General features: G+C 35.9%; 24 protein-coding genes. 20 read left to right on the forward strand and 4 right to left on the reverse strand.

Annotated elements, in window-relative coordinates:
* Position 1: 1 nt before the first annotated feature.
* Together Q73A0000_RS11390 and Q73A0000_RS11395 are read left to right on the forward strand one after the other, a co-directional pair.
* The gene (locus tag Q73A0000_RS11390) at positions 2-559 is read left to right on the forward strand and encodes a serine acetyltransferase (RefSeq protein WP_193811065.1); all 558 of its coding nucleotides are present in this window, start codon (positions 2-4) and stop codon (positions 557-559) included.
* A gap of 112 nt (positions 560-671) precedes the next feature.
* Positions 672-1,352: a carbonic anhydrase gene (locus Q73A0000_RS11395; protein WP_193811066.1), complete on the forward strand. Its 681-nt coding sequence runs from the start codon at positions 672-674 to the stop codon at positions 1,350-1,352.
* A gap of 20 nt (positions 1,353-1,372) precedes the next feature.
* Here the strand turns inward: Q73A0000_RS11395 and pth are convergent, their stop codons facing one another.
* The 3 genes from pth to mfd are packed head-to-tail and all read right to left on the reverse strand — an operon-like array spanning position 1,373 to position 6,294.
* The gene (pth, locus tag Q73A0000_RS11400) at positions 1,373-1,936 is read right to left on the reverse strand and encodes an aminoacyl-tRNA hydrolase (RefSeq protein ID WP_193811067.1); all 564 of its coding nucleotides are present in this window, start codon (positions 1,934-1,936) and stop codon (positions 1,373-1,375) included.
* Positions 1,937-1,945: 9 nt separating this feature from the next.
* Complete coding sequence (locus Q73A0000_RS11405) at positions 1,946-2,818, reverse strand: hypothetical protein (protein ID WP_193811068.1); 873 nt, start codon at positions 2,816-2,818, stop codon at positions 1,946-1,948.
* A 56-nt stretch (positions 2,819-2,874) separates the two neighbouring features.
* The gene (gene mfd / locus Q73A0000_RS11410; protein WP_193811069.1) at positions 2,875-6,294 is read right to left on the reverse strand and encodes a transcription-repair coupling factor; all 3,420 of its coding nucleotides are present in this window, start codon (positions 6,292-6,294) and stop codon (positions 2,875-2,877) included.
* 282 nt (positions 6,295-6,576) lie between these two features.
* On the opposite strand from mfd, the gene Q73A0000_RS11415 reads away from it, so the two are divergent.
* The 7 genes from Q73A0000_RS11415 (at position 6,577) to Q73A0000_RS11445 (ending at position 10,795) form a co-directional block, all read left to right on the forward strand.
* A complete protein-coding gene (locus tag Q73A0000_RS11415; RefSeq protein WP_193811070.1) occupies positions 6,577-6,858 on the forward strand; it encodes a hypothetical protein in 282 nt (93 codons plus the stop codon).
* A gap of 66 nt (positions 6,859-6,924) precedes the next feature.
* Positions 6,925-7,293 carry a hypothetical protein gene (locus Q73A0000_RS11420; RefSeq protein WP_193811071.1) on the forward strand — a complete coding sequence of 123 codons (369 nt, stop codon included), beginning with the start codon at positions 6,925-6,927 and terminating at the stop codon, positions 7,291-7,293.
* Complete coding sequence (locus Q73A0000_RS11425) at positions 7,293-7,904, forward strand: hypothetical protein (protein WP_193811072.1); 612 nt, start codon at positions 7,293-7,295, stop codon at positions 7,902-7,904. Before Q73A0000_RS11420 ends, Q73A0000_RS11425 begins: the two co-directional genes overlap by 1 nt.
* Positions 7,905-7,914: 10 nt before the next feature.
* Positions 7,915-8,292, forward strand: a complete 378-nt coding sequence (locus Q73A0000_RS11430; RefSeq protein ID WP_193811073.1) for a hypothetical protein — start codon at positions 7,915-7,917, stop codon at positions 8,290-8,292.
* Positions 8,289-8,882, forward strand: a complete 594-nt coding sequence (locus tag Q73A0000_RS11435) for a hypothetical protein (RefSeq protein WP_193811074.1) — start codon at positions 8,289-8,291, stop codon at positions 8,880-8,882. Before Q73A0000_RS11430 ends, Q73A0000_RS11435 begins: the two co-directional genes overlap by 4 nt.
* A 19-nt stretch (positions 8,883-8,901) precedes the next feature.
* Positions 8,902-10,401, forward strand: coding sequence for a GH3 auxin-responsive promoter family protein (locus Q73A0000_RS11440; RefSeq protein ID WP_193811075.1), 1,500 nt, complete (start codon positions 8,902-8,904; stop codon positions 10,399-10,401).
* 19 nt (positions 10,402-10,420) lie between these two features.
* Entirely contained in the window at positions 10,421-10,795 is a 375-nt protein-coding gene (locus Q73A0000_RS11445; RefSeq protein ID WP_193811076.1) for a hypothetical protein, read from the forward strand.
* On the opposite strand, the gene Q73A0000_RS11450 is transcribed toward Q73A0000_RS11445, so the two are convergent.
* Positions 10,792-11,130, reverse strand: coding sequence for a DMT family transporter (locus Q73A0000_RS11450; protein ID WP_193811077.1), 339 nt, complete (start codon positions 11,128-11,130; stop codon positions 10,792-10,794). The genes Q73A0000_RS11445 and Q73A0000_RS11450 overlap by 4 nt on opposite strands.
* Before the next feature lie 456 nt (positions 11,131-11,586).
* Between Q73A0000_RS11450 and Q73A0000_RS11455 the strand changes: the two genes are divergently transcribed.
* From Q73A0000_RS11455 to Q73A0000_RS11505, 11 genes are all read left to right on the forward strand, one after another.
* The gene (locus Q73A0000_RS11455) at positions 11,587-12,825 is read left to right on the forward strand and encodes an MFS transporter (RefSeq protein ID WP_193811078.1); all 1,239 of its coding nucleotides are present in this window, start codon (positions 11,587-11,589) and stop codon (positions 12,823-12,825) included.
* 250 nt (positions 12,826-13,075) lie between these two features.
* Positions 13,076-14,677: a replicative DNA helicase gene (dnaB, locus tag Q73A0000_RS11460; RefSeq protein ID WP_193811079.1), complete on the forward strand. Its 1,602-nt coding sequence runs from the start codon at positions 13,076-13,078 to the stop codon at positions 14,675-14,677.
* Between the two features lie 2 nt (positions 14,678-14,679).
* A complete protein-coding gene (gene rnhA / locus Q73A0000_RS11465; protein WP_193811080.1) occupies positions 14,680-15,162 on the forward strand; it encodes a ribonuclease HI in 483 nt (160 codons plus the stop codon).
* 579 nt (positions 15,163-15,741) lie between these two features.
* The gene (locus tag Q73A0000_RS11470) at positions 15,742-16,371 is read left to right on the forward strand and encodes an NAD(P)H-dependent oxidoreductase (RefSeq protein WP_193811081.1); all 630 of its coding nucleotides are present in this window, start codon (positions 15,742-15,744) and stop codon (positions 16,369-16,371) included.
* 34 nt (positions 16,372-16,405) lie between these two features.
* The gene (gene nadB / locus Q73A0000_RS11475) at positions 16,406-17,980 is read left to right on the forward strand and encodes an L-aspartate oxidase (RefSeq protein ID WP_193811082.1); all 1,575 of its coding nucleotides are present in this window, start codon (positions 16,406-16,408) and stop codon (positions 17,978-17,980) included.
* Positions 17,977-18,819, forward strand: a complete 843-nt coding sequence (locus Q73A0000_RS11480) for a sulfurtransferase (protein WP_193811083.1) — start codon at positions 17,977-17,979, stop codon at positions 18,817-18,819. The genes nadB and Q73A0000_RS11480 overlap by 4 nt, the downstream gene beginning before the upstream one ends.
* Positions 18,820-18,873: 54 nt before the next feature.
* On the forward strand, positions 18,874-19,734 hold the full coding sequence (gene nadC / locus Q73A0000_RS11485) for a carboxylating nicotinate-nucleotide diphosphorylase (protein ID WP_193811084.1): 861 nt from the start codon (positions 18,874-18,876) through the stop codon (positions 19,732-19,734).
* Between the two features lie 219 nt (positions 19,735-19,953).
* Positions 19,954-23,268 (forward strand): TonB-dependent receptor, encoded by a 3,315-nt coding sequence (locus Q73A0000_RS11490; RefSeq protein ID WP_193811085.1) that lies wholly within the window; start codon positions 19,954-19,956, stop codon positions 23,266-23,268.
* A gap of 141 nt (positions 23,269-23,409) precedes the next feature.
* Complete coding sequence (locus Q73A0000_RS11495; protein WP_193811086.1) at positions 23,410-23,856, forward strand: hypothetical protein; 447 nt, start codon at positions 23,410-23,412, stop codon at positions 23,854-23,856.
* 25 nt (positions 23,857-23,881) lie between these two features.
* A complete protein-coding gene (locus Q73A0000_RS11500; protein WP_193811087.1) occupies positions 23,882-24,874 on the forward strand; it encodes an aspartate-semialdehyde dehydrogenase in 993 nt (330 codons plus the stop codon).
* A gap of 78 nt (positions 24,875-24,952) precedes the next feature.
* Complete coding sequence (locus Q73A0000_RS11505) at positions 24,953-25,954, forward strand: cation diffusion facilitator family transporter (RefSeq protein ID WP_193811088.1); 1,002 nt, start codon at positions 24,953-24,955, stop codon at positions 25,952-25,954.
* Positions 25,955-26,127: the final 173 nt, after the last annotated feature.

The following is a 26,127-nucleotide window of genomic DNA, read 5'->3' on the forward strand; positions in this document are numbered from 1 at the left end:
TATGTCAAATTATTCTACTCTTCAAAAAGATTTTTATCGCGAAAGCGGAAAATGGCTTTCTACCTTTCAAATATGGAAGAAATTCTTTAGTCCTAACTTGCATTTTATTTATCTTTTAAGAACGACTCAGAAACATCCTAAACATACTTTATTAGGAAAAGTATGGCGAGTGATTTTACGACATTATCAGATTAAATACGGTTTTCAAATTTATCCCGAAACGCAAATCGGTGAAGGTTTATATCTCGGACATTGGGGAGCTTTGGTCATTAATCCAAAAGCGAAAATCGGTAGAAACTGTAATATTGCTCAAGGCGTAACCATCGCTCAAGCCAACCGTGGAAAAAATGAAGGCGTTCCCGAAATTGGAGATGAAGTGTGGATTGGCCCAAATGCCGTCATCGTCGGAAATATCAAAATCGGAAATAATGTTTTGATTGCACCGAATGCTTACGTGAACTTTGACATTCCGTCAAACGCTGTTGCTATAGGAAATCCAGCTACTTTCACCCTTAATGAAAATGCGACTTCAGGTTACATTAATCATAAGATTGGCTAAAATTTAACAGAAATATTTCGCCTGAAATTTTTTATATTTCAATTCTAGCGCTTAATTTTACACCGTAAAAAAATCAGAAATTAGCAAGAAAACCTTAACCAAATTATAGTCAATGAAAAAATCATACAACCTTATATTTGAGAATAATAAAAAATGGATGGAAGCTCAACTGGCTGAAAATCCCGATTTTTTCAAAACTCTTTCTGCCACCCAAAATCCGGATTTTCTCTATATCGGTTGTTCAGACAGCAGAGTTTCTGCCGAGGAAATGATGGGAATGAAACCAGGCGAACTCTTTGTTCATCGAAACATCGCTAATGTCGTAAATACATTAGATATGAGCGCCACGGCAGTGATTCAGTATGCCGTTGAACATCTTCAGGTAAAACATATCATCGTTTGCGGACATTACGGATGTGGTGGAATTAAAGCTGCGATGACTCCGGAAGACATGGGTCTTTTGAATCCGTGGTTGCGAACAATTCGTGATATTTATCGTTTGCATCAAGCAGAGTTAGACGCAATTGACGACGAACAAAAACGCTACGACCGATTGGTAGAACTGAATGTGCAGGAACAATGCATTAACGTTATTAAAATGGCTTGTGTACAGGAAGAATATTTGGTTGATGAATATCCGATTGTTCACGGTTTGGTTTTCGATATGAAAACAGGGAAAATAATCGATTTAGAAATCGACTTTGAGAACATCCTGAAAGACATTCAGAAAATTTATAACTTAACCAATTCTAATTGGGTGATGAGCAAAAAGAATAATAAAAATATGCAGTAAATTTTCAGAAAGCAGTAAATTTATTTTCCGTTAAATGTCGTCATGGCATTCTGAATTCCAGCAAATACAAAAGACAAACACGCTTTAGAAAACTTCTCGATTCTTTCGGGAAGTTTTTCTTTTTCTTCACCTTCCCATTTTCCGAGAACGTAATCGACTTGTTTTCCTTCGCTGAATTCTGCAGAAATCCCAAATCTTAATCGAGGGTAACTCTGCGTTTGAAGTTGTTCCTGAATACTTTTTAAACCATTATGTCCAGCGTCTGAACCTTTCATTTTCATTCTTAAAGTTCCGAATGGCAATGACAAATCGTCGGTAACAATCATCAAGTTTTCTACGGGAATATTTTCTTTCTGAAGCCAGAATTTCACGGCATTTCCTGAAAGATTCATATAAGTGTCAGGTTTCAGAATCAATACTTTTCTGCCTTTATATTTCCCTTCAGCAAGCAAACCAAAGTTCGATGATTTAAAAGGTGCCTCAATAGTTTCGGCAATTTTTTCAGCAACTTTAAACCCGACGTTATGCCGGGTTTCAGTATATTCTTCGCCTTTATTTCCTAGACCTACAATTAGGTATTTCATGTTAAAGTTTTATTGGTATACGAAAGTTAGAGTACCAAGATTACCAGAGGCAACTGCTTTTGTTGGATAACCATCTGCATCATAAGTATAGGTATAAGTCACCGATTGGCCATTAACCGCAATTTTTCTATAATTGTTGGCTGAAAAACCAGTCACCGCAGAATTATCAAATCCATAGAGCGAGCTTACTATATTATAAGCTTCAGGCAACGTATTAAAGGGATTTATTTTGTTGTCATAATCGCTAAATGTAGTAGAAATGACAATGGGCGGAATGGTAATCGGCGGAGTTGCAGGAAATATCGTGGAAAATTTCCATGTGGAAATATTACTTCCTGTATAAGTAACATCACTCTGAAGCGTAAACATATCGTACAAAACATTTGGATCAGCGCTGTCAACACCTACCATTTTTGATAAAATCTTTGTTATTTTATTATTGGTATAATTTGCAGTGATAGTGTTTTTAAAAGAGTTTCCAGTGTCTTCTGTACCAACTCCTTTTGCTTCAACAAATTTTCCATTATTATAAGTAATTGTAAAATTGGTAGTGGTAATCGAACCATCATTCTGTACGATTGCTATTTTATTAATATTGTTATTATCATAAGTCAAATTGTAAGAAACAGAATTATCACTTGCTTTCACATTGACCAATTTCCCCAGTAAATAAGTATAATTAAAAGTAACAGTTTCACCGCTATCATCTTTTGACGTAACAGATTTCAAATGCTTTACTACTCCAGTTGTTCCACCGCCACCATTTTGATTTGGTTGTTCAACTCCGAAAAGTAAATCGCCATTTTCATCACGACCCGGTTCGCAGGAAAACAAAATCACCAAGCTGAATATAAGGACGAAAATATTTAAAACTTTTTTCATTATTAAAATTAATTTTAGCAAAAGTACTCTTTTTTTAGAAATTTTGAGAAGACGGTTTATTTCCCCAAAATCCTTTCCAAAACAGAATTCACCTCATCAACATTCTGTACATTCTCTTTACGCATCATGAGTTGATTTCCTTCTTTACTGGTTTTCTCTTTTAAAGTAGCTTCTCTTGGATTCTTCGATAAATAAGAAATAATGTTCCTGAATTTTTCACTTTGATAAAACTTATCCTGAGGATTAGGCGGGAAATAACCGAGAAAAACTCCATTCTTCACCACGATTTTATCAAAACCAATATCGGCTGCAATCCATTTCAGTTCTACCGATTTCAAAAGATTAATCGCTTCGGAAGGTAATTCTCCGAAACGGTCGATCAATTCCAGTTCTAATTTATGCAAATCCTCTTTGCTTTCAATCTCTGCTAATTTTTGATATAATGACAATCTTTCCTCAATACTTTGAACATAAGAATCAGGCAACATTAATTCTAAATCCGTATCAATATTTACTTCTTTGGTCGATTTAAAAAGTTTTTTACGGTCTTCTTCATTATCAAATAAATCTTCGAATTCCTCATCGTTCTGAAGTTCCTCCAAAGCTTCCTGCATGATTTTCTGATACGTATCAAATCCCATTTCATTAATAAAACCACTTTGTTCACCGCCTAATAAATCTCCGGCGCCACGAATTTCTAAATCCTTCATCGCAATCTGAAAACCGCTTCCCAAATCGGAAAACTGTTCAATCGCTTCCAGTCTTTTTCGGGCATCATTAGTAACCATATCAAACGGCGGCGTAATCAGAAAACAAAATGCTTTTCGATTACTTCGACCGACACGGCCGCGCATCTGGTGAACATCTGCCATTCCAAAACGCTGTGCATCATTAATAAAAATCGTGTTCGCATTCGGAACATCTACTCCACTTTCGATAATGGTGGTAGAAACCAAAACGTCATATTTCCCTTCCATAAAATCCAGAACATTTCGCTCCAATTGCTTTCCATCCATTTGTCCGTGGCCTGTAATTACTTTCGCATCAGGAACTAAGCGTTGAATTAAGCCAGCAATATCTTTCAGATTTTCAATTCTATTATTAATAAAATAAACCTGTCCGTCTCTTTGAAGTTCATACGAAATTGCATCGCGAATCATTTCCTCATCAAAACCAACAATTTGCGTATCAACAGGTTGACGGTTTGGCGGTGGCGTTTTAATAACCGACAAATCTCTCGCTGCCATTAATGAAAACTGCAAAGTTCTCGGAATTGGCGTCGCAGTCAATGTTAAAGTATCAACGTTACTTTTTATCGTTTTTAATTTGTCCTTAACGGAAACACCGAATTTATGTTCTTCATCAATAATTAAAAGGCCTAAATCTTTAAATTTTACCGAACTTCCCACCAATTGATGCGTTCCAATTACGATGTCAATTTTTCCTGATTTCAATCCTTCTAAAGTTTCGGCTTTTTGTTTCGCAGTTCGAAATCGATTCATATAAGAAATCGTTACCGGGAAATCTTTCAACCTTTCTGTAAAACTTCGATAATGTTGAAAAGCTAAAATCGTCGTAGGAACTAAAATCGCCACTTGTTTTCCATCAGTTGCTGCTTTAAACGCTGCTCTAATCGCAATCTCTGTTTTTCCGAAACCTACATCACCACAAATCAAACGATCCATTACGGTATCGTTTTCCATATCCGCTTTTACATCAACCGTCGCTTTTTCCTGATCGGGCGTATCTTCATAAATAAAGCTCGCTTCCAGTTCATTTTGCAAATAAGAATCGGGTGTGAAGGCAAATCCTTTCGCCGTTTTCCGTTGTGCATATAAACGAATTAAGTCAAAAGCAATCTGTTTTACTTTGGCTTTTGTTTTCTGTTTTAAAGCTTTCCAGGCAGGAGAACCCAGTTTTGATAAAACAATCTCACGTCCATCTGGACCATTATATTTTGAAATTTTATTTAATGAGTGAATACTTACATATAATAAGTCGCCATTTTTATAAGTCAATTTAAAACATTCCTGAACTTTTCCGTTATTATTCACTTTGACCAAACCCATAAATTTCCCAATTCCGTGGTCGATGTGTGTGATATAATCGCCGACTTTCATTTGCATTAAATCTTTCAGTGTAATCTGCTCTGATTTTGCAAAAGAGTTTTTGGCTTTGAATCTTTGGTAACGGTCAAAAATCTGGTGATCGGTATAAACGGAAATTTTATGGTCTAAATCCACAAAACCCTCGTGAAGTTCAGATTTAAAAGACTTAAATAAAAATTTTGATTTCTTCTCTGCAAAATCTTTTGAATCATTGTCATTATCTGAAGAAGATTGCTGTGAAATTAATTCTTCAAAAATAGATTCTAATCGCTCTTTCTGTTTTTCGGAGGAGAATGAAATCCACGTTTGGAAACCATCATTTTGTTTTTCTTCTAAATCTTCAAGTAAAAGTTCAAACTTTTTATGAAAACTCGGTTGCGGACTTTGATTCAGTTGAACAATTTCAGCATCGCTCCCTTTCACTTCTTGCAAAGTAAAATCGATCCATTCAAATTTATTAATGTCTTTGCTGAAATCATCTTCAGAAACAAAAAGTTCATTTGGCGGGAGATGTCTAATTTCCGTCCCTAAAGTTCCGAATTTCACTTCTGCTTTTTCGTAGAAACTTTTAATAAAATTAAAACCAACAAATGCATTTTTCGTAACTACAACTAAATCCTTCGGTGCGAGATCAAACAAAGAAACTTTTGTTCCCTGCGCAGAAAAATTCATATTAGAAACCAACTGAAATTCCTTTACCTTTTCTTTTGAAAGTTGAGTTTCAATATCAAAAGTTTTGATGCTGTCGACTTCATTTCCAAAAAAAGTAATTCGGTAAGGTTCTTCATTAGAATAAGAAAAAACATCCACAATTCCACCTCTCACAGAAAATTCGCCAGGTTCAGAAACAAAATCGGTATGATTAAAATTAAACTGATGAAGCAATTCTTCAGTAAAATTAAAATCCAGTTGATCGCCAGTTTTAATGGTATGAGAAATCGCTTTAAAATCATCCTTCTTCATCACCTTTTCCGCCAAAGATGCAAATGGCGCAATCATGACTCTTGGCTTTTTATCGTTGTGAATTCTATTCAAAACTTCGGTTCTTAAAACCAAATTGGCATTTTGAGTTTTCTCAATCTGATAAGGTTCCAAATGAGTTGGTGGAAAATAAAGTACATTTTCTTTGCCCAATAAATCTTCTAATTCTGCAGTGATATATAAAGCGTCCTCTTTATCATCGGTCAAAAATAGAAGCGATTTCTTTTTAATCAAAAATAATTCTGCCGCAATTACTGCAGGAGAAGAACCTGCAAATGACTTTACAGCAAGATGTTTATTTTGATCGAGTTGTGTAAACAATTCTTTTCCAAATTCTAAATGAAGAAGTTGGGGAAGAAATGTTTCTGTGATGTTTTTTAACTGCATATCCTATTCTGAAGGTAAAAACTGGACTTAAAAAGAGTCCTATTATAAAACGGAAAAGCGATTTCGGGACTTTTCCGAAATCGTACTGAAGATGCAAATTTAGCGAAATAATTTAATGCAACTTTTCATTCCTAATGATCATAGTAAGGTTCGACACTTTAATCTAGTGTTAATAACTATTAAATTTTAGTTAAAGTTTTTAGTCAAGAATATTTATGCACATAATTTGTTTACTTTTATTCATCTATAAAACAACACAATAGAAGCTTAAACATTAAAAAAATGAAAAAATTATTAACAGCATTATCCGTGATTTTAGGACTCGGACTTGCAAGCGCGCAACAAGTAATGCCAAAAGAAACTGCAAAAATGGCTCCTGCGAAAGCACAGAAAATGGAAGCTGTAAAAAAAGAAGAAGCTAAAAAACCAGCAATGGCATTGAAACCAGCCGCAACGAATTCTGCAGTGAAAATGAAAAAAGACGGAACACCAGACAAAAGATATAAAGCAAACGAACATTTGAAAAAAGACGGAACACCGGATAAGAGATATAAAGCAAAATAAGTCAGATTTAATCTGGCAAGCCTCGGAAGTTATTTCGAGGCTTTTTTATATCTTTAAAAAAAAATTATGAAACTTTTCTTTACTCTTTTCAGTATATTTCTACTCAATATTTTTGTCAGTTGTAATTCTGAAAACCGAGATAATTCCCGTGCTTATGTGGAAGGAAAAATTACTGGAAATCAATTATATTTCAACGAAATTAAAGTTTTCATTAAAAGTGATGGTAAAAACATTGCCGAAACAATTCCGACTGGTTCCGGAGAATTTGTATTATCTGGTCCACTTCTCTCCGACACCTTTTCTTTAGTTTTAAATAAGAAAATAAAATCATTTTCATCTTCTAAAACAGGATGTACAATTTCCACTGATTCTTTGGAAATACTTATTCCATCTGGAAATACTTATGTTATCTTTAATGAAATAAATTTGAAATAATGAGAATTACATTTCTATTTTTTTTCGGCGTTTCAACTTTAGTTTTCGGTCAGAAAAAGAAGCATGGACTTGACGTTGTTTCCAATATCGAAACGAAAATGATCGTAATGAAACCTATTGGAAATAATCATTTATCAAAATTATTAATGCCATTTTATGGTTTCGGATTTGGCGGAAATCTAATAACGCCAATAAATTTCGGAGTTGGATTAGATTATAATGTTCTGTTTTCTAATGTAAAGTACGGCGAGGAAAACCGCTACGGTAATATTGGGTCACCAACCATTACCAATATTGATTTCTATTTAACACATCGCGACATTATTTCCGAAGAATTTTCAATTGAAGAAATGGCAGGTTTCAGTTTTTACCGACAAACTAATTTATTAGTTGATGCCAAAAATCAAAAACTAAAAGAGAATGCTTCCGGTTTTAATCTTGGAGGAAAAGCTTTATACACTTTGGATCGCGAAGGTTATCAGCAAGTTTTTCTTGCAGCGAAAGTCAATGTTTATTTAAACAATGTTTATAATGAAAACCCAGCAACTCAGAAGTTTTATAACCGCTCTACGTTCCTGAGTTTAGGATTAGGATATCGCTATAATTTTTAAATTAATTTAAATGAAAACATCTTTTATTTTTTCTCCAATTTTCGGTGCTATTTTTTTGATGTCGCCTAATACCAGGTGTCAACCAGAATATAAAAATCATTCTAGAGTTATTGTAGAAGGCAAAATCACCTCTCAAAATGCTGCGAATATTGACGTAAAACTAAATTCTGGTTCTATTTTAATTTCAGAAACAAAATCTAATTCTGATGGAAGTTTCAAACTTGGTGGTCCCGGAACTACCGCAGAAAAAGAGTTGTCTTTTGACAGAAAAATAGCGTCATTTACCTCCAACGAAACGGCTTGCACTTTATCTTATGATTCTTTAGCTATTATTTTGCCGGTCGAAAAAAGCTATTTTAACTTTGCACAAATCACCTTTAAGCCATGAGAAAATATTTACTTTTTTTAGTTTTAGCTTTAGTTTCAGTAGGTTTGATTGCACAAAAACAAAAGAATTTTTCTTTTGAGCTTCAGGGAAATACTTCCTCAGGAATCGGAAATAATTTTATTGCAGACGGACTCGGTACCTTTACCGGTTTTGGAGTTGGGTTGTCGGGAACATTTTATAAAAACATCGGTTTAAGCTTGCAGTTCCAAAGAGGATTTGCGGATGTAAAAGAGGTGTCAATTTTCGGCGATCTTCAAAGTCCGGCACTGACTTCATTTGAAATCGTAGGTTTATACCGCTACAAAGTCACTAATAAATTTGATCTGGAAGGAAATGTCGGTGTAGCAAGTATGAGAATCCAAAGCCAATCTCCTTATAGAACTGAAGGTTTTCGCGAAGGTGGAAATGCTTTAATTCTTGGCGCAAAAGGCCTTTATTCCATCACCAACAATAATTCGCTTTATCTTGTCGGTGGACCACGATTTTATTTCCTTCATACTTTCACCAACATCGACAATCCTAAATTCGAAAAATATTATTCGAATGCTACGCTGCTTAATTTTTCTTTAGGTTTAAGATTTTATTTCTAAAATGCTTTAAATTTGCGTTATGATCAATTTCATTAAGAAAAATATCGCTTTAATCTGGGCAAAAAAACATGTTAAAGGAACCCAATCCTTTAAAAAAAACGCCATTAAAAATCAAGAGGAACTTTTGCGTTCTCTGGTAAAAACTGCCGAAAAAACTTTGTTTGGTCGAACTCATCAATTTGAAAATATAAAAAACATTAAAGACTTTCAAGCGCAAGTTCAAGTTGCGGATTACGAAGATTTGAAACATTATATCGAAAAAGTAAAAAAAGGCCAGCGCCATATTCTTTGGACCGATACTCCGGAATATTTCGCCAAAACTTCAGGAACAACTTCTGGCTCAAAATACATTCCTATTTCAAAAGAAGGAATGCCTTATCAAATCGCCGCAGCGCAAAGTGCTATCTTTCATTATATTGCTCAAAAAAATAATGCTGATTTCGTTAATGGGAAGATGATTTTCTTACAAGGAAGTCCAGAACTGGAAGAAATCAACGGCATTCAAACCGGACGACTTTCAGGAATTGTCGCTCATCACATTCCGTCTTATTTACAGAAAAACCGTTTGCCAAGTTTAAAAACCAACCTCATCGAAGACTGGGAAACCAAAGTTGATGAAATCGTAAAAGAAACCGAAAAGGAGAATATGACGCTGATTTCAGGAATTCCACCTTGGTTGATTATGTATTTTGAAAAATTGATCGAGCGAAACGGTAAAAAAATTACAGAACTTTTCCCCAATCTTCAACTCATTATTACCGGTGGCGTCAATTATGAACCTTACCGCGAAAAGATGAACGAACTTCTCGGAAAACCTGTTGACACTTTACAGACTTTTCCCGCGAGCGAAGGATTTTTCGCCTTTCAAGACGATTTTAAAAAAGAAGGTTTATTGCTTTTAACCAATCACGGAATTTTCTATGAATTTATTCCTTTAGAAGAATATGGAAAACCTGAAGCGAAAAGATTGACTTTAAAAGATATTGAACTTCATAAAGATTACGCTTTAATTCTAACCACCAATTCAGGACTTTGGGCTTATTCCATTGGCGATGTTGTTCGGTTTATTTCTAAAGATCCTTACCGAATTCTGGTTTCCGGAAGAACCAAACATTTCACCTCTGCTTTTGGTGAACACGTTATTGCTTTCGAAGTAGAAGAAGCTTTAAAAGCGACGGTTAAAAAATTTCCGGCGCAGATGACAGAATTTCATTTGGCACCACAAGTTAATCCAGCAGAAGGATTGCCTTATCATGAATGGTTTATTGAGTTTGAAAAAGAACCTGAAAATCTGGAAGACTTTAGAAAAAACCTCGATGGTGAAATGCGAAAAAGAAATACGTATTACAATGATTTAATTTCTGGTAATATCTTACAACCTTTAATTATAACCAATTTAAAGAAAAATGCTTTTCAGGATTACGCTAAATCAGAAGGGAAACTTGGAGGACAAAATAAAATTCCTAGATTAGCCAACGACCGGAAAATCGGGGATTTTCTTGAAGCGCTCCGGAAATAATTTTTAAAAATCTAGAGCCATGAAATATTTCTATTACCTTTTAATACTTCTTGTCAGCGTTTCCTGTGTTTCCACGAAATATAATGTTTACCAAAATCACGGAAATTTCGACAAAATCCAGGCTGGAACAAGATATACAGTTTACGATAAAAGCAATCGCAAATTTTTTGTTGACGTCACTTCAGTCAAAAAAGACAGCATTATCGGGACCCGAAAACAGCAGCCGATTGCTCTCGCAAAAAATGATATTAAAGAAATTAAGAAAAATAAAACGGGCGCAACCGTAGCACTGGTTGGTGGAGGAGTTGTACTTGTTGCCGCAACGTGGGCATTAGTAGATTTCGCAAGAAATATTGGTGGAACGATTGGAATAACAAATTCTGAAAAACCTTAATTCGAAACCACTTTTAACCCAACAACAGAAGCAATTAAAGTAAAAACAAAAAACATTCTCCAAAAAGTCACTGGTTCATTAAAAAGAAACATTCCCATAAAAACCGCGCCGACTGCACCGATTCCCGTCCAAACTGCATAAGCCGTCCCAATCGGAATTGGACTCGCGCCCACAGAAATCGCTTTATACAAGAGAAACATACTCAGAAACAGCGAAATCACAAAGCCAGCCCACCAAAAATAACTTTCCTTTCCAGTAGTTTCTTGTGCTTTTCCGAGGCAAGTCGCAAACCCTGTTTCAAACAATCCGCCGATAATCAATAAAATCCAATTCATTTTTCAAAGATAAATTTTTAAATTAAAATTAATGGGTTGCACAAAAGCCACGAATGCACGAATAAAAAATGCAAACCATTTCTTAAAACTATTCCGAGTTTGTCTAACTTTTTTTAAACCACAAAAAAGTAAAAGCGGTAAAAAAAAATTTATTCAAAAGATTAACTAAGATAAAAGTCCTTACGATTTTACTTTTTGCATTCTTTTCGAGTTCTTTATTTCATTTACCTTTTGTTTCTTTTGCGGTTAAAAAAGTGAAATTCACATTTCAAACAGCACAATATCCTGAAAAAAGATTCGTGCATTCGTGGCAAAAAATTAAAAGCCACGAATGCACGAATAAAATAATCCAAAGAATCTCCATCTAAATCAGAGCACTTACTTTTAGAGAAAAACTGCATAAAGAAAATTCGTGCATTCGTGGCAAAAAAAAATTAAAACATTTACTTTTGCAAAATGATTTCATTGCAACCCATTCAAACCTTAAGAATTCCTGAATTTAGAAATCTCATGACCGGCAGATTTTTTCTGGTTTTATCGTTCAGAATGTTAGCAACATTAATGGGTTGGTGGATTTATAAATTAACCAAAGACCCTTTTGCCATTGGCTTAATCGGTTTATCAGAAGTAATTCCGGCAGTTTCTACGGCACTTTACGCTGGTCACGTTATCGATAATTCCGAAAAGAAAAGACTCTTATTAATTTGTAATTATGCGTACGTTTTTCTCATCGGCTTGCTGGCGATACCGGCATTTTTCGGCAGTAGTCTTCTGCATTTAAGCAACATTCAGATTTCCTATTTTATTTACGCCATCATTTTTTGCACCGGATTTTGTCGTGCTTTTATTGGTCCAATTGTTCCGTCGATGATTCCAAAAGTAGTTTCCAAAGAACAACTTCCAAACGCCATTACTTTAAACCAAGCCACATTTCTAACCGCTTCCGTTTCTGGTCACGCACTTGGTGGATTTTTGATTCACTGGATTGACATTTCCGGAACCATTTTGGTCATTGTGGGATTAATGATTTTCGCCTCAATTTTCTTTTGGTTTCTGAACAAACATCATTCTGAGATCAGCGACCGAACGATGGGCGTCGTAGAAAGTATGCGCGAAGGAATCGCCTACATTTACAAAACCAAAGAAATTCTCGGTGCACTTTGCCTCGATATGTTCGCCGTCCTTTTTGGTGGCGCCGTCGCTATGATTCCCGTTTTCGCGACAGACATTTTAAACGTTGGTTCCGAAGGTTTTGGTATGCTCAATGCTGCATCAGATATCGGTTCCATGTGCATTATCATGACGTTGGCATTTGTTCCATTAACCAAAAATCAAGGTAAAATTCTCCTTGTCGCCGTCGCAGGTTTCGGTCTTTGTATCATCGGTTTCGGATTCTCAAAATTATATTGGCTCTCCTTTTTCTTACTCATTGCCAGCGGAATGCTCGATGGAATTTCCGTCGTCATCCGTGGAACAATCGTTCAGTTAAAAACACCAGATCATATTCGTGGACGAGTTTTAAGTGTGAATTCAATTTTCATCATGTCGAGCAACGAAATGGGACAGTTCGAAAGTGGTGTCGCAGCCAAACTTCTCGGCGTGGTCCGTTCCGTAGTTTTCGGCGGAACAATGACGGTTTTAATTGCACTTTTAGTTGGAACCACCGTACCAAAACTTCGCAAAATGAACTATTAATTTTTTAGGAGCCTCAAGAGTAGATCTTCTTACCAACTCAGTCCGGCTCTTCATTGCAATCTTTTTCCGCAGCACCTTTACCCATCGCCGAAAAAAGGATTTCCATTGCGATCCGGGCTAAAATGAAAACCGGTTATTTTTCGACTTATCAACATTGCAATACATTAACAAACAACTTATTGACCATCAAAGAGAATAGATTGTTGATTAAAAATTCGGAACAAAAACTTAAAAAAACTATCTTTGTCACATGGCACAAAAGGAAACTTTATCTTCATTAATTCATGGTAATTTCGCTAAGGAACTTTCTATTTCCGACGGAAAAATGCCCCCAAATGCAATAGAATTCGAGAAACTTGTTATCGGAACTTTTCTGATTGATAAAAAAGGTCTGGATTATTCCATCGATTTATTGACGGCAGATGTTTTTTATGATCCAAGACATCAGGAAATTTTCCGCATCATTGTTAAGTTATTCGAAGGAAATCATCCGGTCGATTTAATGACCGTTATTCAGGAATTAAAGAAATCCGACAAATTAGCACTTGCAGGCGGCGATCATTATATCATTGATTTAACAATGGGAGTTTCTTCCAGTGCACATATCGAGTATCACGTTCGGGTGATCTTAGAAAAATTCATTCTGCGAAGTTTGATTAATGTTTCTGCCAATGTGATCGACAGTTCTTATAAAGAATCCACTGACGTTTTCGAACTTTTAGATAAAGCCGAACAATCCTTTTTTGAAATAACGAACGGAACTATTAAAAAAGGTTTCGATACCGCAAACACTTTGGTAGCGCAGGCGATTGAAACCATTAAAGCCTTAAAAGATAAAGAAGGAATCTCAGGTATTCCTTCAGGATTTAAAGATATTGATAAAGAAACTGGTGGTTGGCAAAATTCAGATTTAATTATTATTGCGGCTCGTCCCGCGATGGGTAAAACCGCTTTCTTGCTTTCCATGGCTAGAAACATTGCGGTTGAACACAATATTCCAATGGCTTTATTCTCTCTGGAGATGGCGTCTGTTCAGTTGATCACCAGAATGATCGCCTCAGAAACCGGAATCTCTTCTGAGAAATTAAGAAAAGGACAAATGTCTGATGACGAATGGCAACGACTATTCTCCAACGTTTCCGCTTTGGAAAACGCTCCTTTATATATTGATGAGACGCCTTCACTTTCTGTATTTGATTTCCGAGCAAAATGCCGAAGATTAGTAATGCAACATGGAGTGAAAATTATCATGGTCGATTATCTTCAGCTGATGACCGCGAACTCCGGAAAAGGTGGCGCCGGAAATCGTGAACAGGAAATCGCATTGATTTCCCGTTCCCTAAAAGCAATTGCAAAAGAACTGAACGTTCCTGTAATTGCACTTTCACAGCTTTCAAGAAGTGTGGAAACGAGACCCGGAAAAAGACCAATGCTTTCTGACCTTCGTGAATCGGGAGCAATTGAGCAGGATGCGGATATTGTTTCGTTTATCTTCCGTCCGGAATATTATAAAATTACAACTTGGGATAATGATGAGGACGGCGGAGAATCTTCAACTGAAAATCAGGCAGAATTAATTATCGCAAAACACCGTAATGGTGCTACCGCAGACGTTAGAATGTCTTTCCATAAAAATATTGCAAAATTTGCCGACCTCGATTTATTCGGTGGTGCTGGCGGCGGCGGTTATGGTTATCAACCTTCTAATTTCGGACAGCAAGACACGCCAACTGGGTTTGAAAAAATCAAAACTACGATTGATCCAGGTGCTGCTTTCGATATGCCAAGCAAACAAAACCTTTCTGGTTCTTCGATGAATGATTTGGATGATGATGATGATTTTCAATTTTAGGAATGAGTCTTAGAATAGAAATTTATACCGACGGGGCTTGTAGTGGGAATCCCGGAAGAGGCGGTTACGGAATCGTAATGAAAGTTCCCGAAAAAAGTTACGAAAAAAGATATGCTCAAGGTTTTCGCCTTACCACCAATAACCGCATGGAATTATTGGCGGTAATAACGGCTTTAGAAAAATTGAAATCTACCGAAAACGACATTCACATTTATACCGACAGCAAATATGTTTCCGATGCCATCAATCAGAAATGGCTTTTCGGCTGGATTAAAAAAGGTTTTAAAAATGTCAAAAATCCAGATTTGTGGAAGAGAATGGTTCCTTTAATTAAAGCACATCAAACTACTTTTCACTGGGTAAAAGGTCACGCCGGACATTTAGAAAATGAAATCTGTGATCAACTTGCGGTAAAAGCAGCACAAACAGAGCCTCTTCTTATTGATGAGTTTTTCGAGAAACAGCAAAACGGCGGACTTTTCTGACGGTCAATTACTACGCATTAATTTGCTTCGCAGTGAATGGGCAATTAGCGTTGCTGTGAATAGTCAATATTTTAAACTTAGTATTTATTAAATTTAACTTTAGAAAATTGACTTGAAGAAATTCAACATTCATTCTTTTAATCGAAGAAATTTAACCATTAAGATTTAGGTTAAGGAGTTAAGGTTCATTAAGTTATTTTTGATAAATCAAAAATTTTGGATGGCTATCTATTTGTAAAAATTTACTTATAGAAATTCACCATTCATTTATTCACTCAAAAGAAACCTCACTCGCAGAAATTTACCATTTACTCTTTTAATTGAAGAAATTTAACCATTAAGATTTGGGTTAAGGAGTTAAGGTTCATTAAGTTATTTTTGATAAATCAAAAATTTTGGATGGCTATCTATTTGTAAAAATATGCTTACAGAAATTCACCATTCACTTATTCACTTAAAGAACATTCACTATTGAATAACTCACCTTTAGAAATTCACTCGAAGAAAATTGACGATTCACTAAATTCAATCGAAGAAATTGACCGAGAAAATTCCGTCTCATTTATTTATCTTTGTTAGATGAATTACCTCGAGGCACTGAACAAAAGATATTCGGTTAAAAAATTTGATCCAGAAAAAAACGTTTCTACGGAAGCGCTTCATAACATTCTTGAGGCAGCAAGACTTTCCGCAAGCTCTTTGGGATTGCAACCTTATCGAATCATTATTGTACAAAATTCGGAAATGAAGGAAAAACTGATTCCAGCATTTTACAATCCATCACAAATTTCGACGTGTTCGCATTTAATCGTTATTGTTTCGAAAAACAGTATTGGCAATGAATATATTGGTAATTACTTTAGTCATATTTCCGCAACGAGAGAAGTTCCTTTGGAAAGTTTAAATCCTTTTCGTGAAAGTATTAGTAAACATATTCAGCATTTAAATTCAGAAGAAGTGATGATTTGGGCTGATAAACAAAGCTATATTGTTTTGGGGAATCTGATGTTCGCAGCGGCTTTAGAAAATGTAGACACTTGTCCGATGGAAGGTTTTAAGCAAGAAACAATTGATGAAATTTTAGGATTAGATCCTTCCAAAGAGAAAGTCGCCGTGACCTTAGCCCTTGGTTATCGCTCGACAGAAGATGATTTTCAGAACTTAAAAAAAGTGAGAAAACCGAATGATAAATTGTTTAAATTTATTTAATTAAAATTTTGAACTTAACTCTTGAAATAACTCAATGATAAAAGCAGACGTTCTCGTCATCGGATCAGGAATCTCCGGACTTTCTTATGCGATAAAAATTTCCGAAAGAATGCCCGAAGCCAAAATCATCATCGTCACCAAAGCCGATGAAGACGAAAGCAACACCAAATATGCTCAAGGCGGCTTATCTGTAGTAACAGACTTTGATAAAGACAGTTTTCAAAAACATATCGACGATACGATGAGAGCCGGCGATGGTGAAAACAATCTGGAAGTCGTAAAAATGGTCGTTCGAGAAGGTCCAGACCGATTCCGCGAACTGGTGGATTGGGGAACTCGGTTCGATGAAAAAGATGGCCATCTCATGCTCGGAAGAGAAGGCGGCCACACCGAGAACCGCATCGTTCATCACAAAGATATTACCGGGGCCGAAATCGAACGTGCTTTATTGGCAACAGTCAATAAATCTCCAAATATCGAAATCATGGCGCATCATTATGTCATCGATTTGATTACACAACATCATGTTCCGGGGAAAGTTTTCGACCTTGAGAAAATTGATTGTTATGGCGCTTATATTCTGGACGAAAAAGATAAAAGAATCAAAAAGATAACGGCTAAAATAACTTTAGTTGCAACGGGCGGAGCGGGTCATGTTTATAAAAATACGACCAATCCGATTATTGCAACCGGAGACGGAATTGCCTTCGTACACAGAGCGCGCGGGAAAATTTCGAATATGCAATATTACCAATTTCATCCAACCGCTTTATTTTCTAAGCGAGATGGAATGTTGTTTTTGATTTCAGAAGCAGTTCGTGGTGATGGCGCAAAACTCAGAACCAAAGACGGAGAAAAATTTATGCATAAATACGATGATCGCGAAGAATTAGCATCGCGTGACATCGTTGCAAGAGCCATTGACAATGAATTGAAAATCTCCGGTGACGATTATGTTGGCCTCGATTGTCGGGAAATGGATCATGAAAAATTCGTTGAACACTTTCCGAATATTTACCAAAAATGCATGGATGAAGGGATCGATCCTTTTACCCAACTAATTCCCGTAGTTCCTGCTTGCCATTATTTAATGGGCGGAATTGATGTTGATATGGACGGACAAAGTTCCATTAAAAATTTATTTGCGGTTGGAGAATGTACGAATTCAGGATTACACGGAGCTAATCGACTAGCCTCCAATTCCTTATTAGAAGGTTTGGTTTTCGGACATAATGCGGCATTGAAAACAGTAGAACTTTTAGAAATTAACGATTTCAATTTTGATGATTTGAAAGCGGTTCCGGAATGGAATGAAGAAGGAATGAAAATGATGGACGAAATGGTAATGGTTTCCTATTTGCGAAGACAGTTGCAGGAAATGATGAGCGACTTGGTGAGCATCGTTAGATCCAATGACCGATTGGCTTTGGCAAAGAAAAAACAACATGAAATTTTTGATGCGGTAAATGAGTTGTACAAATACTCTATTCTATCTCCCAAACTTTCTGAACTGAGAAACCTAACTAATATTTCTTATTTGATCATCAAACATTCCTTGACGATGACCGAAAACAAAGGTGCTTTTTATAATAAAGATTTAGTAAAATGAAATTATCCCCAATAATCAACGCTGAAGATCTAGCGAATTTAAACAGAGAAAATGTGGTAATCGTTGACGCTGGAAGTGGCGGTTCTGCTTATGAGAAATATCTCGAAGAGCATATTGACGGTGCATTGTATGTTGATTTGCATAATGATTTAGCCCAAATTCCAAAAGATGCAAAAAACGGTGGAAGACATCCTTTGCCAAGTTTAGAGAAGTTTGCGGAGGTTTTACACCGTTTAGGAATTAACCAAAATTCTCATGTCATTGTTTATGACAATAAAAATGCTTCAATTGCGGGCGCAAGATTTTGGTGGATGTTAAGATCAGCCGGAATTGAAAAAGTTCAGGTTCTGAATGGAGGTATTCAAATGGCAAAAGAAAAAGGATTACCCTTGAATTCAAAAATTGTAGAGCCAAAAATCGTTGATAAAATTTCTTTAAAAGAATGGAAACTTCCAACAGTAGCTATTAATTTTATTGAGAAACATTCAGAAAATCCTGATTACCTCGTTATTGATGTTCGGGAAAAAGACCGTTATGATGGAAAAACAGAACCTATCGATGATGTTGCAGGTCATATTCCAGGTGCCATCAATATTCCTTTTAAAGAAAACCTGAACGAAGATGGAACTTTTAAAAGTCCTGAAGTTCTTCATGAAAAATACGCACAAGTTTTAAAAAACATCCCTTCAGATAAAATAGCAGTTCACTGCGGATCTGGAGTTACCGCTTGCCATACATTATTGGCTTTGGATTACGCAGAATTTAAGATTCCAAATCTTTATGTAGGTTCCTGGAGTGAATGGTCTAGAAACGACAAACCTGTGGCAAGAAATAAGTAAGTAAATTTAAATCTTCATCAAATTAAAAATTAAGATTCCTTCAAATATAAAAAAATGAAAAAACCGATATACGTTACGAAAGACGCTTTAAAAACTTTTATTAAAAACGCTTTAGAAGAAGACATTCAAGATGGTGATCATTCTACATTGGCTACGATTCCTAAAGATTTGGAACAAAAAGCCAAACTTTTGGTAAAGCAAGATTGTATTTTAGCGGGAGTTGAATTGGCTGAAATGATCTTTAAACAGTTTGATAAAAATTTAAAAGTAGAACGTTTACTAAAAGATGGTGATTCGGCAAAAGTAGGTGATATCGCTTTTTATGTTACTGGAAGTGCTCGTTCCATTCTTTCTACGGAACGATTTGTTTTAAACTGTATGCAAAGAATGAGTGGAATTGCAACCTTAACCCATGATTGGGATTCCCGATTATTGGGAACAAAAACGAAACTTTTAGATACCAGAAAAACTACACCCAATTTCAGATTATGTGAAAAATGGGCAGTTGCTATTGGTGGCGGAACGAATCATAGATTCGGTTTGTATGACATGATTATGTTAAAAGATAACCACATCGATTATAACGGAAGTATCACCAATGCCGTGAAAATGGCAAAGGCTTATACTGAAAAGGTTAAAAAACCGTTAAAGATAGAAGTTGAAACCCGAAATTTAGAAGAAGTAGAGGAAGCCATAAAAGCTGGAGCTGACAGAATCATGCTCGACAACATGGATGTTTCAATGATGACAGAAGCGGTAAAATTAATCGGTAAGAAATGTGAAACTGAAGCCTCTGGCGGAATCACCCGAGATATGCTAAAAGACATTGCAAGAACTGGTGTAAATTTTATTTCAGCAGGTGCTTTAACCCATTCTGCAGAGAACATTGACCTGAGCTTGAAAGCTGTAAAATAATTTATATAAAGTGCAATTTACAAAGACTCTTTAATAGGAATAGGCAATACCAATTACAATAATAGATAAAGAATAAAATTTTTAACATTTTGATTTCCCGATGAATAGGCAGTAAATTAACAAACTTTTAAAATTTAACACTTTGTTAACGAAAGTACCATTTAATTTAGATATTTTTGCAAAAATCTTTTATCAATAAGTATAATAAAATTAACTACGATGAATTTTAATCCACTAAAGAAAACTGTTCTCGTTGCTGCTTTAGCATTTGCAGGGTATGGCTCCGTAAATGCACAGGTAACAACAAGTAACATGTCTGGTGTTGTAACAATGAGCGATGGTAAGAAAATTACTGGCGCAACAATTAAGGCAACGCACATGCCATCTGGGACGGTTTATTCCGCAACTGCAAATTCAGCAGGAGTTTTTAACTTATCCAACATGCGTGTTGGTGGCCCATACCAAGTAGAAGTTACTTATGGTAGCGAAAAACCAATCGTATACGAAGATGTATACTTGGAACTTGGTCAACCTTTCGCACTGAATCCAGTATTCGGTGAGAAAACAGCAAACATCGCAGAGGTAATCATTTCTGGAACCGGTGGTAGAAACATGAACAAGACTGGTGCTGCAACCAATATTGGTCAAAAACTAATTCAAGATCTTCCACAATCTTCTAGAAGTATTACAGACTTTACGAGATTAACTCCGCAAGCAAACGGTAACTCATTTGCTGGTCGTGATGCTCGTTACAACAACCTTCAGATTGACGGTGCAAATTTCAATAACGGTTTTGGTTTAAGCAGTAGCCCACTTCCTGGTGGAAACTCACAGCCAATTTCTTTAGATGCAATTCAAGAGATCTCGGTAAACATTGCTCCTTTTGATGTTACTCAATCTGGTTTTACTGGTGCAGGTATTAATGCAATTACGAAATCTGGAACTAATAAATTCCATGGTTCATTATACGGTTACTATACCGGTAAAGATTTAAGTGGTTGGAAAATTAATGGTGATGAAATTCAAAAAGTTTCCGGTGCGAAAATGACGAATGGATTTACTGTAGGTGGACCAATTTTACAAAATAAATTATTCTTCTTTGTAAGTGGTGAAAGAGAAACTGCTACGGGAGCTAATGCTTCTGGTGCGAATCTTTGGAGAGCTTCACAAGATGGAATTTCTGATCCTGCTAACAATATTTCAAGAGTTAAAGAATCTGATCTAATTGCGGTTCAAAATCACTTGATCAACAGATGGGGATATAACCCAGGCCGTTACCAAGGTTATGCAGATGAAGCAGAACAACAAGGTGATAAATTCTTAGTTCGTTTAGACTGGAATATCAGCGATAAACATAAGTTTGCGCTTCGTTATAATATGTTGAAAGGAACTTCGCAGCAACTTGCGAACGCTTCGTCAGGTCCAGCACCAAGATCAGCTTGGGGACGTGTAAGTGATAAAGCGATGACTTTTGAAAGTGGTAACTACGGTTTTGAAAATAATGTAAGCTCTATTACTGCTGAATTAAATTCAACTTTCAACTCGAGTCTTTCAAATAAATTGTTATTTACCTACTCAAAAATTCAAGATAAAAGAACTTCTCCTTCAGAAAAGCTTTTCCCTTTTGTTGATATCTGGGATGGTTCTGCAAATGGTGGAAATTACATCAGTTTCGGTACAGAATTATTTTCTTACTTAAATGATGTTGTTAATGATAACTTCTCTTTTACCAACAACTTAACGTATACTGTAGGAAAAAGTAACTTTACGGCAGGTATCGCTTACGAAGTTCAAAAATTCGGTAACTCTTATACCAGAATGGGAACAGGTTATTACCGTTATGCTTCAGTAGAAGATTTCTTGAAAACAGGAACGGCTAACGAAGTTGCTCCAATTATGTTTGGTTTAACTTATCCTTATGCAAACCAAGATACTTATTCAAGAGTTAATTTCGGATTAGCTTCTGCTTATTTACAAGATAGAATTACATTAAGCGACAAATTCAACTTTACAATTGGTTTAAGAGCTGAGCTTCCTAACTATTTGAATGATCTTACTGCAAATCCTTCGATTGATGCATTAGATTTATTAGATAAAAACGGAAACCCAAGAAACTACGCTTCTGGTGAATGGCCAAAATCTAAAGTTTCTCTTTCTCCACGTTTAGGATTTAATTATGATGTAGTTGGAGACAAAAGTTTAACATTACGTGGAGGTACTGGTATCTTTACAGGACGTGTTCCTTTCGTATGGTTAACAAATATGCCAACCAATGCAGGAGTTTTACAAAACACTGTAGAACCAGGTTCTTATGCTGAAATCGCAGGATGGATCGGAAACGTAACTTTCCAACCTCAAGATATTTACTATTATGTAAATAATCCACCAGCAGGAGCAGGAAACGTATTTATCACCAGCCCTAAAGAAGGTGCACCTGCATCATTTGCATTAGTTGATAGAGATTTCAAAATGCCTTCTGTATGGAGATCTAGCTTCGGTGCTGATTACAAAGTTCCAAACTCTGTATTCACATTGACAACTGACATTCTATATACTAAAGACGTCAATTCTGTATTCCAATATGGAGCTAACAGAAAAGAGTCTACAGCAAGAATGACTAATCAAGATCGTGTATTTTATCCAAATGCAGCTTCTTACCAATACAATACTAAAATTGGAGCAAACAATGCTACTGTTTTAACAAACTCTGACACCAAAGGAACTGCATTCTCTGCAACTTTTGGAGCGAACATGAGAACTTGGAAAGGATTGTCAGGATCTGTATTCTATACTTTCTCTGAAGCAAAAGAGATTTCTGCAAATGCAGGATCAAGTGCAAGTTCAGCTTGGCAAGCATCACCAACTGTTGATTCTCCAAACCAGCAAGACTTGAGTATTTCAGCGTTCTCTGTTCCTCATAGAATTGTTGCTAATGTTAGTTATAACATTAAAAACACTACAATTGGAGTTTACTACAGTGGAGCTAACCAAGGAAGATTCTCATACTACTATTCTAATGACGTAAATGGTGATGGTATCGCTAATGACTTAATGTACATCCCTAAAGCTGGTGAAGTAACTAAGTTTGCTGATATTAAAAATGGTACAGCAACTGTGTTTACAGCAGCACAACAGGATGCAGCTTTCAACCAGTTCATTGCTGACAACGGATTAGAAAAATACAGAGGGCAAATTCTTCCTCGTAATGAGTTCTTATTACCATGGTTAAACCGTGTTGACGTTAGAATTTCTCAGAACTTGTTTACCAACATGGTTCAAAAAGGAGATAAAGTAGCAATCAGTTTAGATATCTTAAACTTTGGTAATTTACTTAACTCTAATTGGGGAATTCAAGACAACGCAGTTAGTTCTTATGGAGCAGCAGTGTTAGCAAGAGCAGATAAAAATGCGGTCCCTGACCCAACTTTCACAATGCTACGTTCTGGTGCAGACCTTGTGACTTCACCGTACAGAGCTGCAAGTAATAGATTTACAACTTGGAGCGCAATGTTAGGATTTAAATATTCTTTCTAAACTATCCAGTAATTTTATACAGACTGCCTTACAATTTATTTTGTAAGGCAGTTTTTTTTTATTCACTTCTATCTTATCTTTTACTTACGATGCCACAATCGTTGGGATTTTCTTTATCTTTGCCGTTAACAAAAAAATACTATGGATACATTTAAGATTATCACTGAAGCACACAAAGGTTTTGCTTACTTAATTTTGCTTTCAGGCATTATTTTCATCGTTGCATTATTGGCTACCATGTTTGGTTACTCTGGTAAAATTTCTAAATTATTACGTAAATCAACTTTAATTACCATGATTCTATTTCATGTACAGTTGATCGTTGGTATTTTCATGTTGGTGTTTTCTCCAGGATTAAAAGGAGCATTGGAAACAGGAACGTTAATGAGTAATGCAGCCTCAAGATTCTCTTATGTAGAACATCCAGTGTCAATGTTGATCGGTGTAGTTTTAATGACGATCATTAACAAATACATGAAATCGAATGATACTCTTGCGATGAAAATCGTTATTATGGGATTGATTGCATTCGTATTTTTCGCTTATGCATTCCCATGGTCAAGAGTGTTTCCTTCACTTTTCGCTTAAATAAATTTAAAAACAAATATTCTCAATGAAAATAGCAGTAGTAGGCGCTACCGGAATGGTGGGACAAATTATGTTAAAGGTTCTGGAAGAAAGAAATTTTCCAGTTACCGAATTAATTCCTGTCGCATCCGAAAAATCAATCGGTAAAAAGATCACCTTTAAAGGAAATGAATTCGAAATTGTTTCGATGCAAGATGCTTTAGACCGAAAGCCTGAAATCGCTATGTTTTCTGCAGGAGGAACAACCTCATTAGAATTTGCTCCAAAATTTGCAGCCGTTGGGACAACAGTTATTGATAATTCTTCAGCTTGGAGAATGGAAGTGGATAAGAAATTAATCGTTCCAGAAATCAATGCCAATGTTTTAACTAAAGAAGATAAAATCATTGCAAACCCAAACTGTTCAACCATTCAATTGGTGATGGTGTTGCATCCTTTAAATCAGAAATACGATGTTAAAAGGGTCATCGTTTCAACTTATCAATCAGTAACAGGAACGGGTAAAAATGCAGTCGATCAGTTGAATGCTGAAGTTGTCGGAAACAAGGAAGTTGCAAAAGTTTATCCTTACGAAATCTTTAAAAATGCGTTGCCACAATGTGATGTTTTCGATGAAGATGATTACACCAAAGAAGAAATCAAATTGATGACCGAGCCTAAGAAAATTTTGGGCGACGACACTTTTAATATTACTGCAACAGCAGTTCGTGTGCCTGTTCAAGGTGGACATTCTGAAAGTGTGAACATCGAATTTGAAAATAATTTCGATTTGGAGGAAGTAAAAGCACTTCTTGCAGAAACTCCAGGCGTTATTGTTTTAGATGATGTCAAAAACAACATCTATCCAATGCCTTTATATTCAGAAGGAAAAGATGAAGTTTTTGTCGGGAGAATCAGAAGAGACGTTTCACAACCAAAAACATTAAATCTTTGGATTGTCGCAGATAACCTCCGAAAAGGAGCCGCAACCAACGCGGTACAGATCGCAGAATATCTCTACCAAAACAAATTAGTCTAAATTAAATGCTCACAGAAAGTGAGCATTTTTTATGTATTAGATTCATCAAACATTCCTAATAAGTTTAATAAAACTATCATGTCCGAAATTAAAAATAGTCCCAAAACCAACTTCACTTTCCAAAGAAATGTCGCTATCGTTGGTATTATTCTTTTCTTAGGGAAATTATTGGCGTGGCATTTCACCAACTCAGATGCCGTCTTTTCTGACGCTATGGAAAGTATCGTGAATATCATCGCCGCTTTCATGGGATTATATTCTCTTTATCTGGCTGCAAAGCCGAAAGATGTCGATCATCCTTACGGACACGGAAAGGTCGAATTTGTAACTTCTGGTGTAGAAGGTGCCTTGATTATTTTCGCGGGCGTAATTATCATTGTTCAATCCGTTAACTCACTTTTACAAGGGAATATTCCGAAGCAATTGGATTGGGGAATTTGGATCGTCGCTGCAACTGCGGTTATCAATTATTTAATGGGACACATTTCTACCAAGAAAGGTATTCAAGAAAATTCTCTTGTTTTGCAAAGTTCTGGTAAACATTTAAAAAGCGACACTTTTACTACGATCGGAGTTGTCGTAAGTTTAATATTAGTTCAACTCACTAAATTATATTGGATCGACGCTGTAGTCGCCCTACTCTTTGGTAGCTACATCATGTTTGTTGGTTACAAAATTATTCGAAAATCGTTAAGTGGAATAATGGACGAAGCCGATTTAGGAATGCTTCAAGAAATAGCAAAACTCCTGAACGAGAACAGAAAACGCCAATGGATGGATGTTCACAATATGCGAATTCAGCAACATGGCAGCGGACTTCATATCGACGCCCATTTAACTTTACCTTGGTATTACGAACTACGGAAAGCCCACAATGAAATGGAAGAGGTCTATAAACTTATTGCTCAAAATACCGATAGAACGATTGAGTTCAATTTTCATTTAGATGACTGCAAACCTACTTCTTGCGAAATTTGTGAATTATGGGAATGTCCGGTAAGACAAAGACCATTCGTTAAAAAAATAGAATGGAACGCGAAAACTATCGCTCAGGAAGGAAAACATTCTGTTGATGATTAAAAACTATTTGATTAAACACAAATAGCACAAATGAATTCACTGATAAAACTATTCAGATTTTACCATTAAGAATTCGATTTAGGAATTAAGTGCGTAAGCTTTACTTTCAAAATTGAAGAATGCTAAAACTAATGTAAACTTTGCGTTTAACTAAAACTAATCCGGCTAATGTG

Source organism: Kaistella flava (ex Peng et al. 2021) (assembly GCF_015191005.1).
Lineage (GTDB): Bacteria > Bacteroidota > Bacteroidia > Flavobacteriales > Weeksellaceae > Kaistella > Kaistella flava.

What these genes read in the sequence shown, in the direction of transcription:
- Q73A0000_RS11390 (WP_193811065.1), top strand. Translation starts at nt 2, where the DNA reads ATGTCAAATTATTCTACTCTTCAAAAAGATTTTTATCGCGAAAGCGGA.
- Q73A0000_RS11395 (WP_193811066.1), top strand. Translation starts at nt 672, where the DNA reads ATGAAAAAATCATACAACCTTATATTTGAGAATAATAAAAAATGGATG.
- pth (WP_193811067.1), bottom strand. Translation starts at nt 1,936, where the DNA reads ATGAAATACCTAATTGTAGGTCTAGGAAATAAAGGCGAAGAATATACT.
- Q73A0000_RS11405 (WP_193811068.1), bottom strand. Translation starts at nt 2,818, where the DNA reads ATGAAAAAAGTTTTAAATATTTTCGTCCTTATATTCAGCTTGGTGATT.
- mfd (WP_193811069.1), bottom strand. Translation starts at nt 6,294, where the DNA reads ATGCAGTTAAAAAACATCACAGAAACATTTCTTCCCCAACTTCTTCAT.
- Q73A0000_RS11415 (WP_193811070.1), top strand. Translation starts at nt 6,577, where the DNA reads ATGAAAAAATTATTAACAGCATTATCCGTGATTTTAGGACTCGGACTT.
- Q73A0000_RS11420 (WP_193811071.1), top strand. Translation starts at nt 6,925, where the DNA reads ATGAAACTTTTCTTTACTCTTTTCAGTATATTTCTACTCAATATTTTT.
- Q73A0000_RS11425 (WP_193811072.1), top strand. Translation starts at nt 7,293, where the DNA reads ATGAGAATTACATTTCTATTTTTTTTCGGCGTTTCAACTTTAGTTTTC.
- Q73A0000_RS11430 (WP_193811073.1), top strand. Translation starts at nt 7,915, where the DNA reads ATGAAAACATCTTTTATTTTTTCTCCAATTTTCGGTGCTATTTTTTTG.
- Q73A0000_RS11435 (WP_193811074.1), top strand. Translation starts at nt 8,289, where the DNA reads ATGAGAAAATATTTACTTTTTTTAGTTTTAGCTTTAGTTTCAGTAGGT.
- Q73A0000_RS11440 (WP_193811075.1), top strand. Translation starts at nt 8,902, where the DNA reads ATGATCAATTTCATTAAGAAAAATATCGCTTTAATCTGGGCAAAAAAA.
- Q73A0000_RS11445 (WP_193811076.1), top strand. Translation starts at nt 10,421, where the DNA reads ATGAAATATTTCTATTACCTTTTAATACTTCTTGTCAGCGTTTCCTGT.
- Q73A0000_RS11450 (WP_193811077.1), bottom strand. Translation starts at nt 11,130, where the DNA reads ATGAATTGGATTTTATTGATTATCGGCGGATTGTTTGAAACAGGGTTT.
- Q73A0000_RS11455 (WP_193811078.1), top strand. Translation starts at nt 11,587, where the DNA reads ATGATTTCATTGCAACCCATTCAAACCTTAAGAATTCCTGAATTTAGA.
- dnaB (WP_193811079.1), top strand. Translation starts at nt 13,076, where the DNA reads ATGGCACAAAAGGAAACTTTATCTTCATTAATTCATGGTAATTTCGCT.
- rnhA (WP_193811080.1), top strand. Translation starts at nt 14,680, where the DNA reads ATGAGTCTTAGAATAGAAATTTATACCGACGGGGCTTGTAGTGGGAAT.
- Q73A0000_RS11470 (WP_193811081.1), top strand. Translation starts at nt 15,742, where the DNA reads ATGAATTACCTCGAGGCACTGAACAAAAGATATTCGGTTAAAAAATTT.
- nadB (WP_193811082.1), top strand. Translation starts at nt 16,406, where the DNA reads ATGATAAAAGCAGACGTTCTCGTCATCGGATCAGGAATCTCCGGACTT.
- Q73A0000_RS11480 (WP_193811083.1), top strand. Translation starts at nt 17,977, where the DNA reads ATGAAATTATCCCCAATAATCAACGCTGAAGATCTAGCGAATTTAAAC.
- nadC (WP_193811084.1), top strand. Translation starts at nt 18,874, where the DNA reads ATGAAAAAACCGATATACGTTACGAAAGACGCTTTAAAAACTTTTATT.
- Q73A0000_RS11490 (WP_193811085.1), top strand. Translation starts at nt 19,954, where the DNA reads ATGAATTTTAATCCACTAAAGAAAACTGTTCTCGTTGCTGCTTTAGCA.
- Q73A0000_RS11495 (WP_193811086.1), top strand. Translation starts at nt 23,410, where the DNA reads ATGGATACATTTAAGATTATCACTGAAGCACACAAAGGTTTTGCTTAC.
- Q73A0000_RS11500 (WP_193811087.1), top strand. Translation starts at nt 23,882, where the DNA reads ATGAAAATAGCAGTAGTAGGCGCTACCGGAATGGTGGGACAAATTATG.
- Q73A0000_RS11505 (WP_193811088.1), top strand. Translation starts at nt 24,953, where the DNA reads ATGTCCGAAATTAAAAATAGTCCCAAAACCAACTTCACTTTCCAAAGA.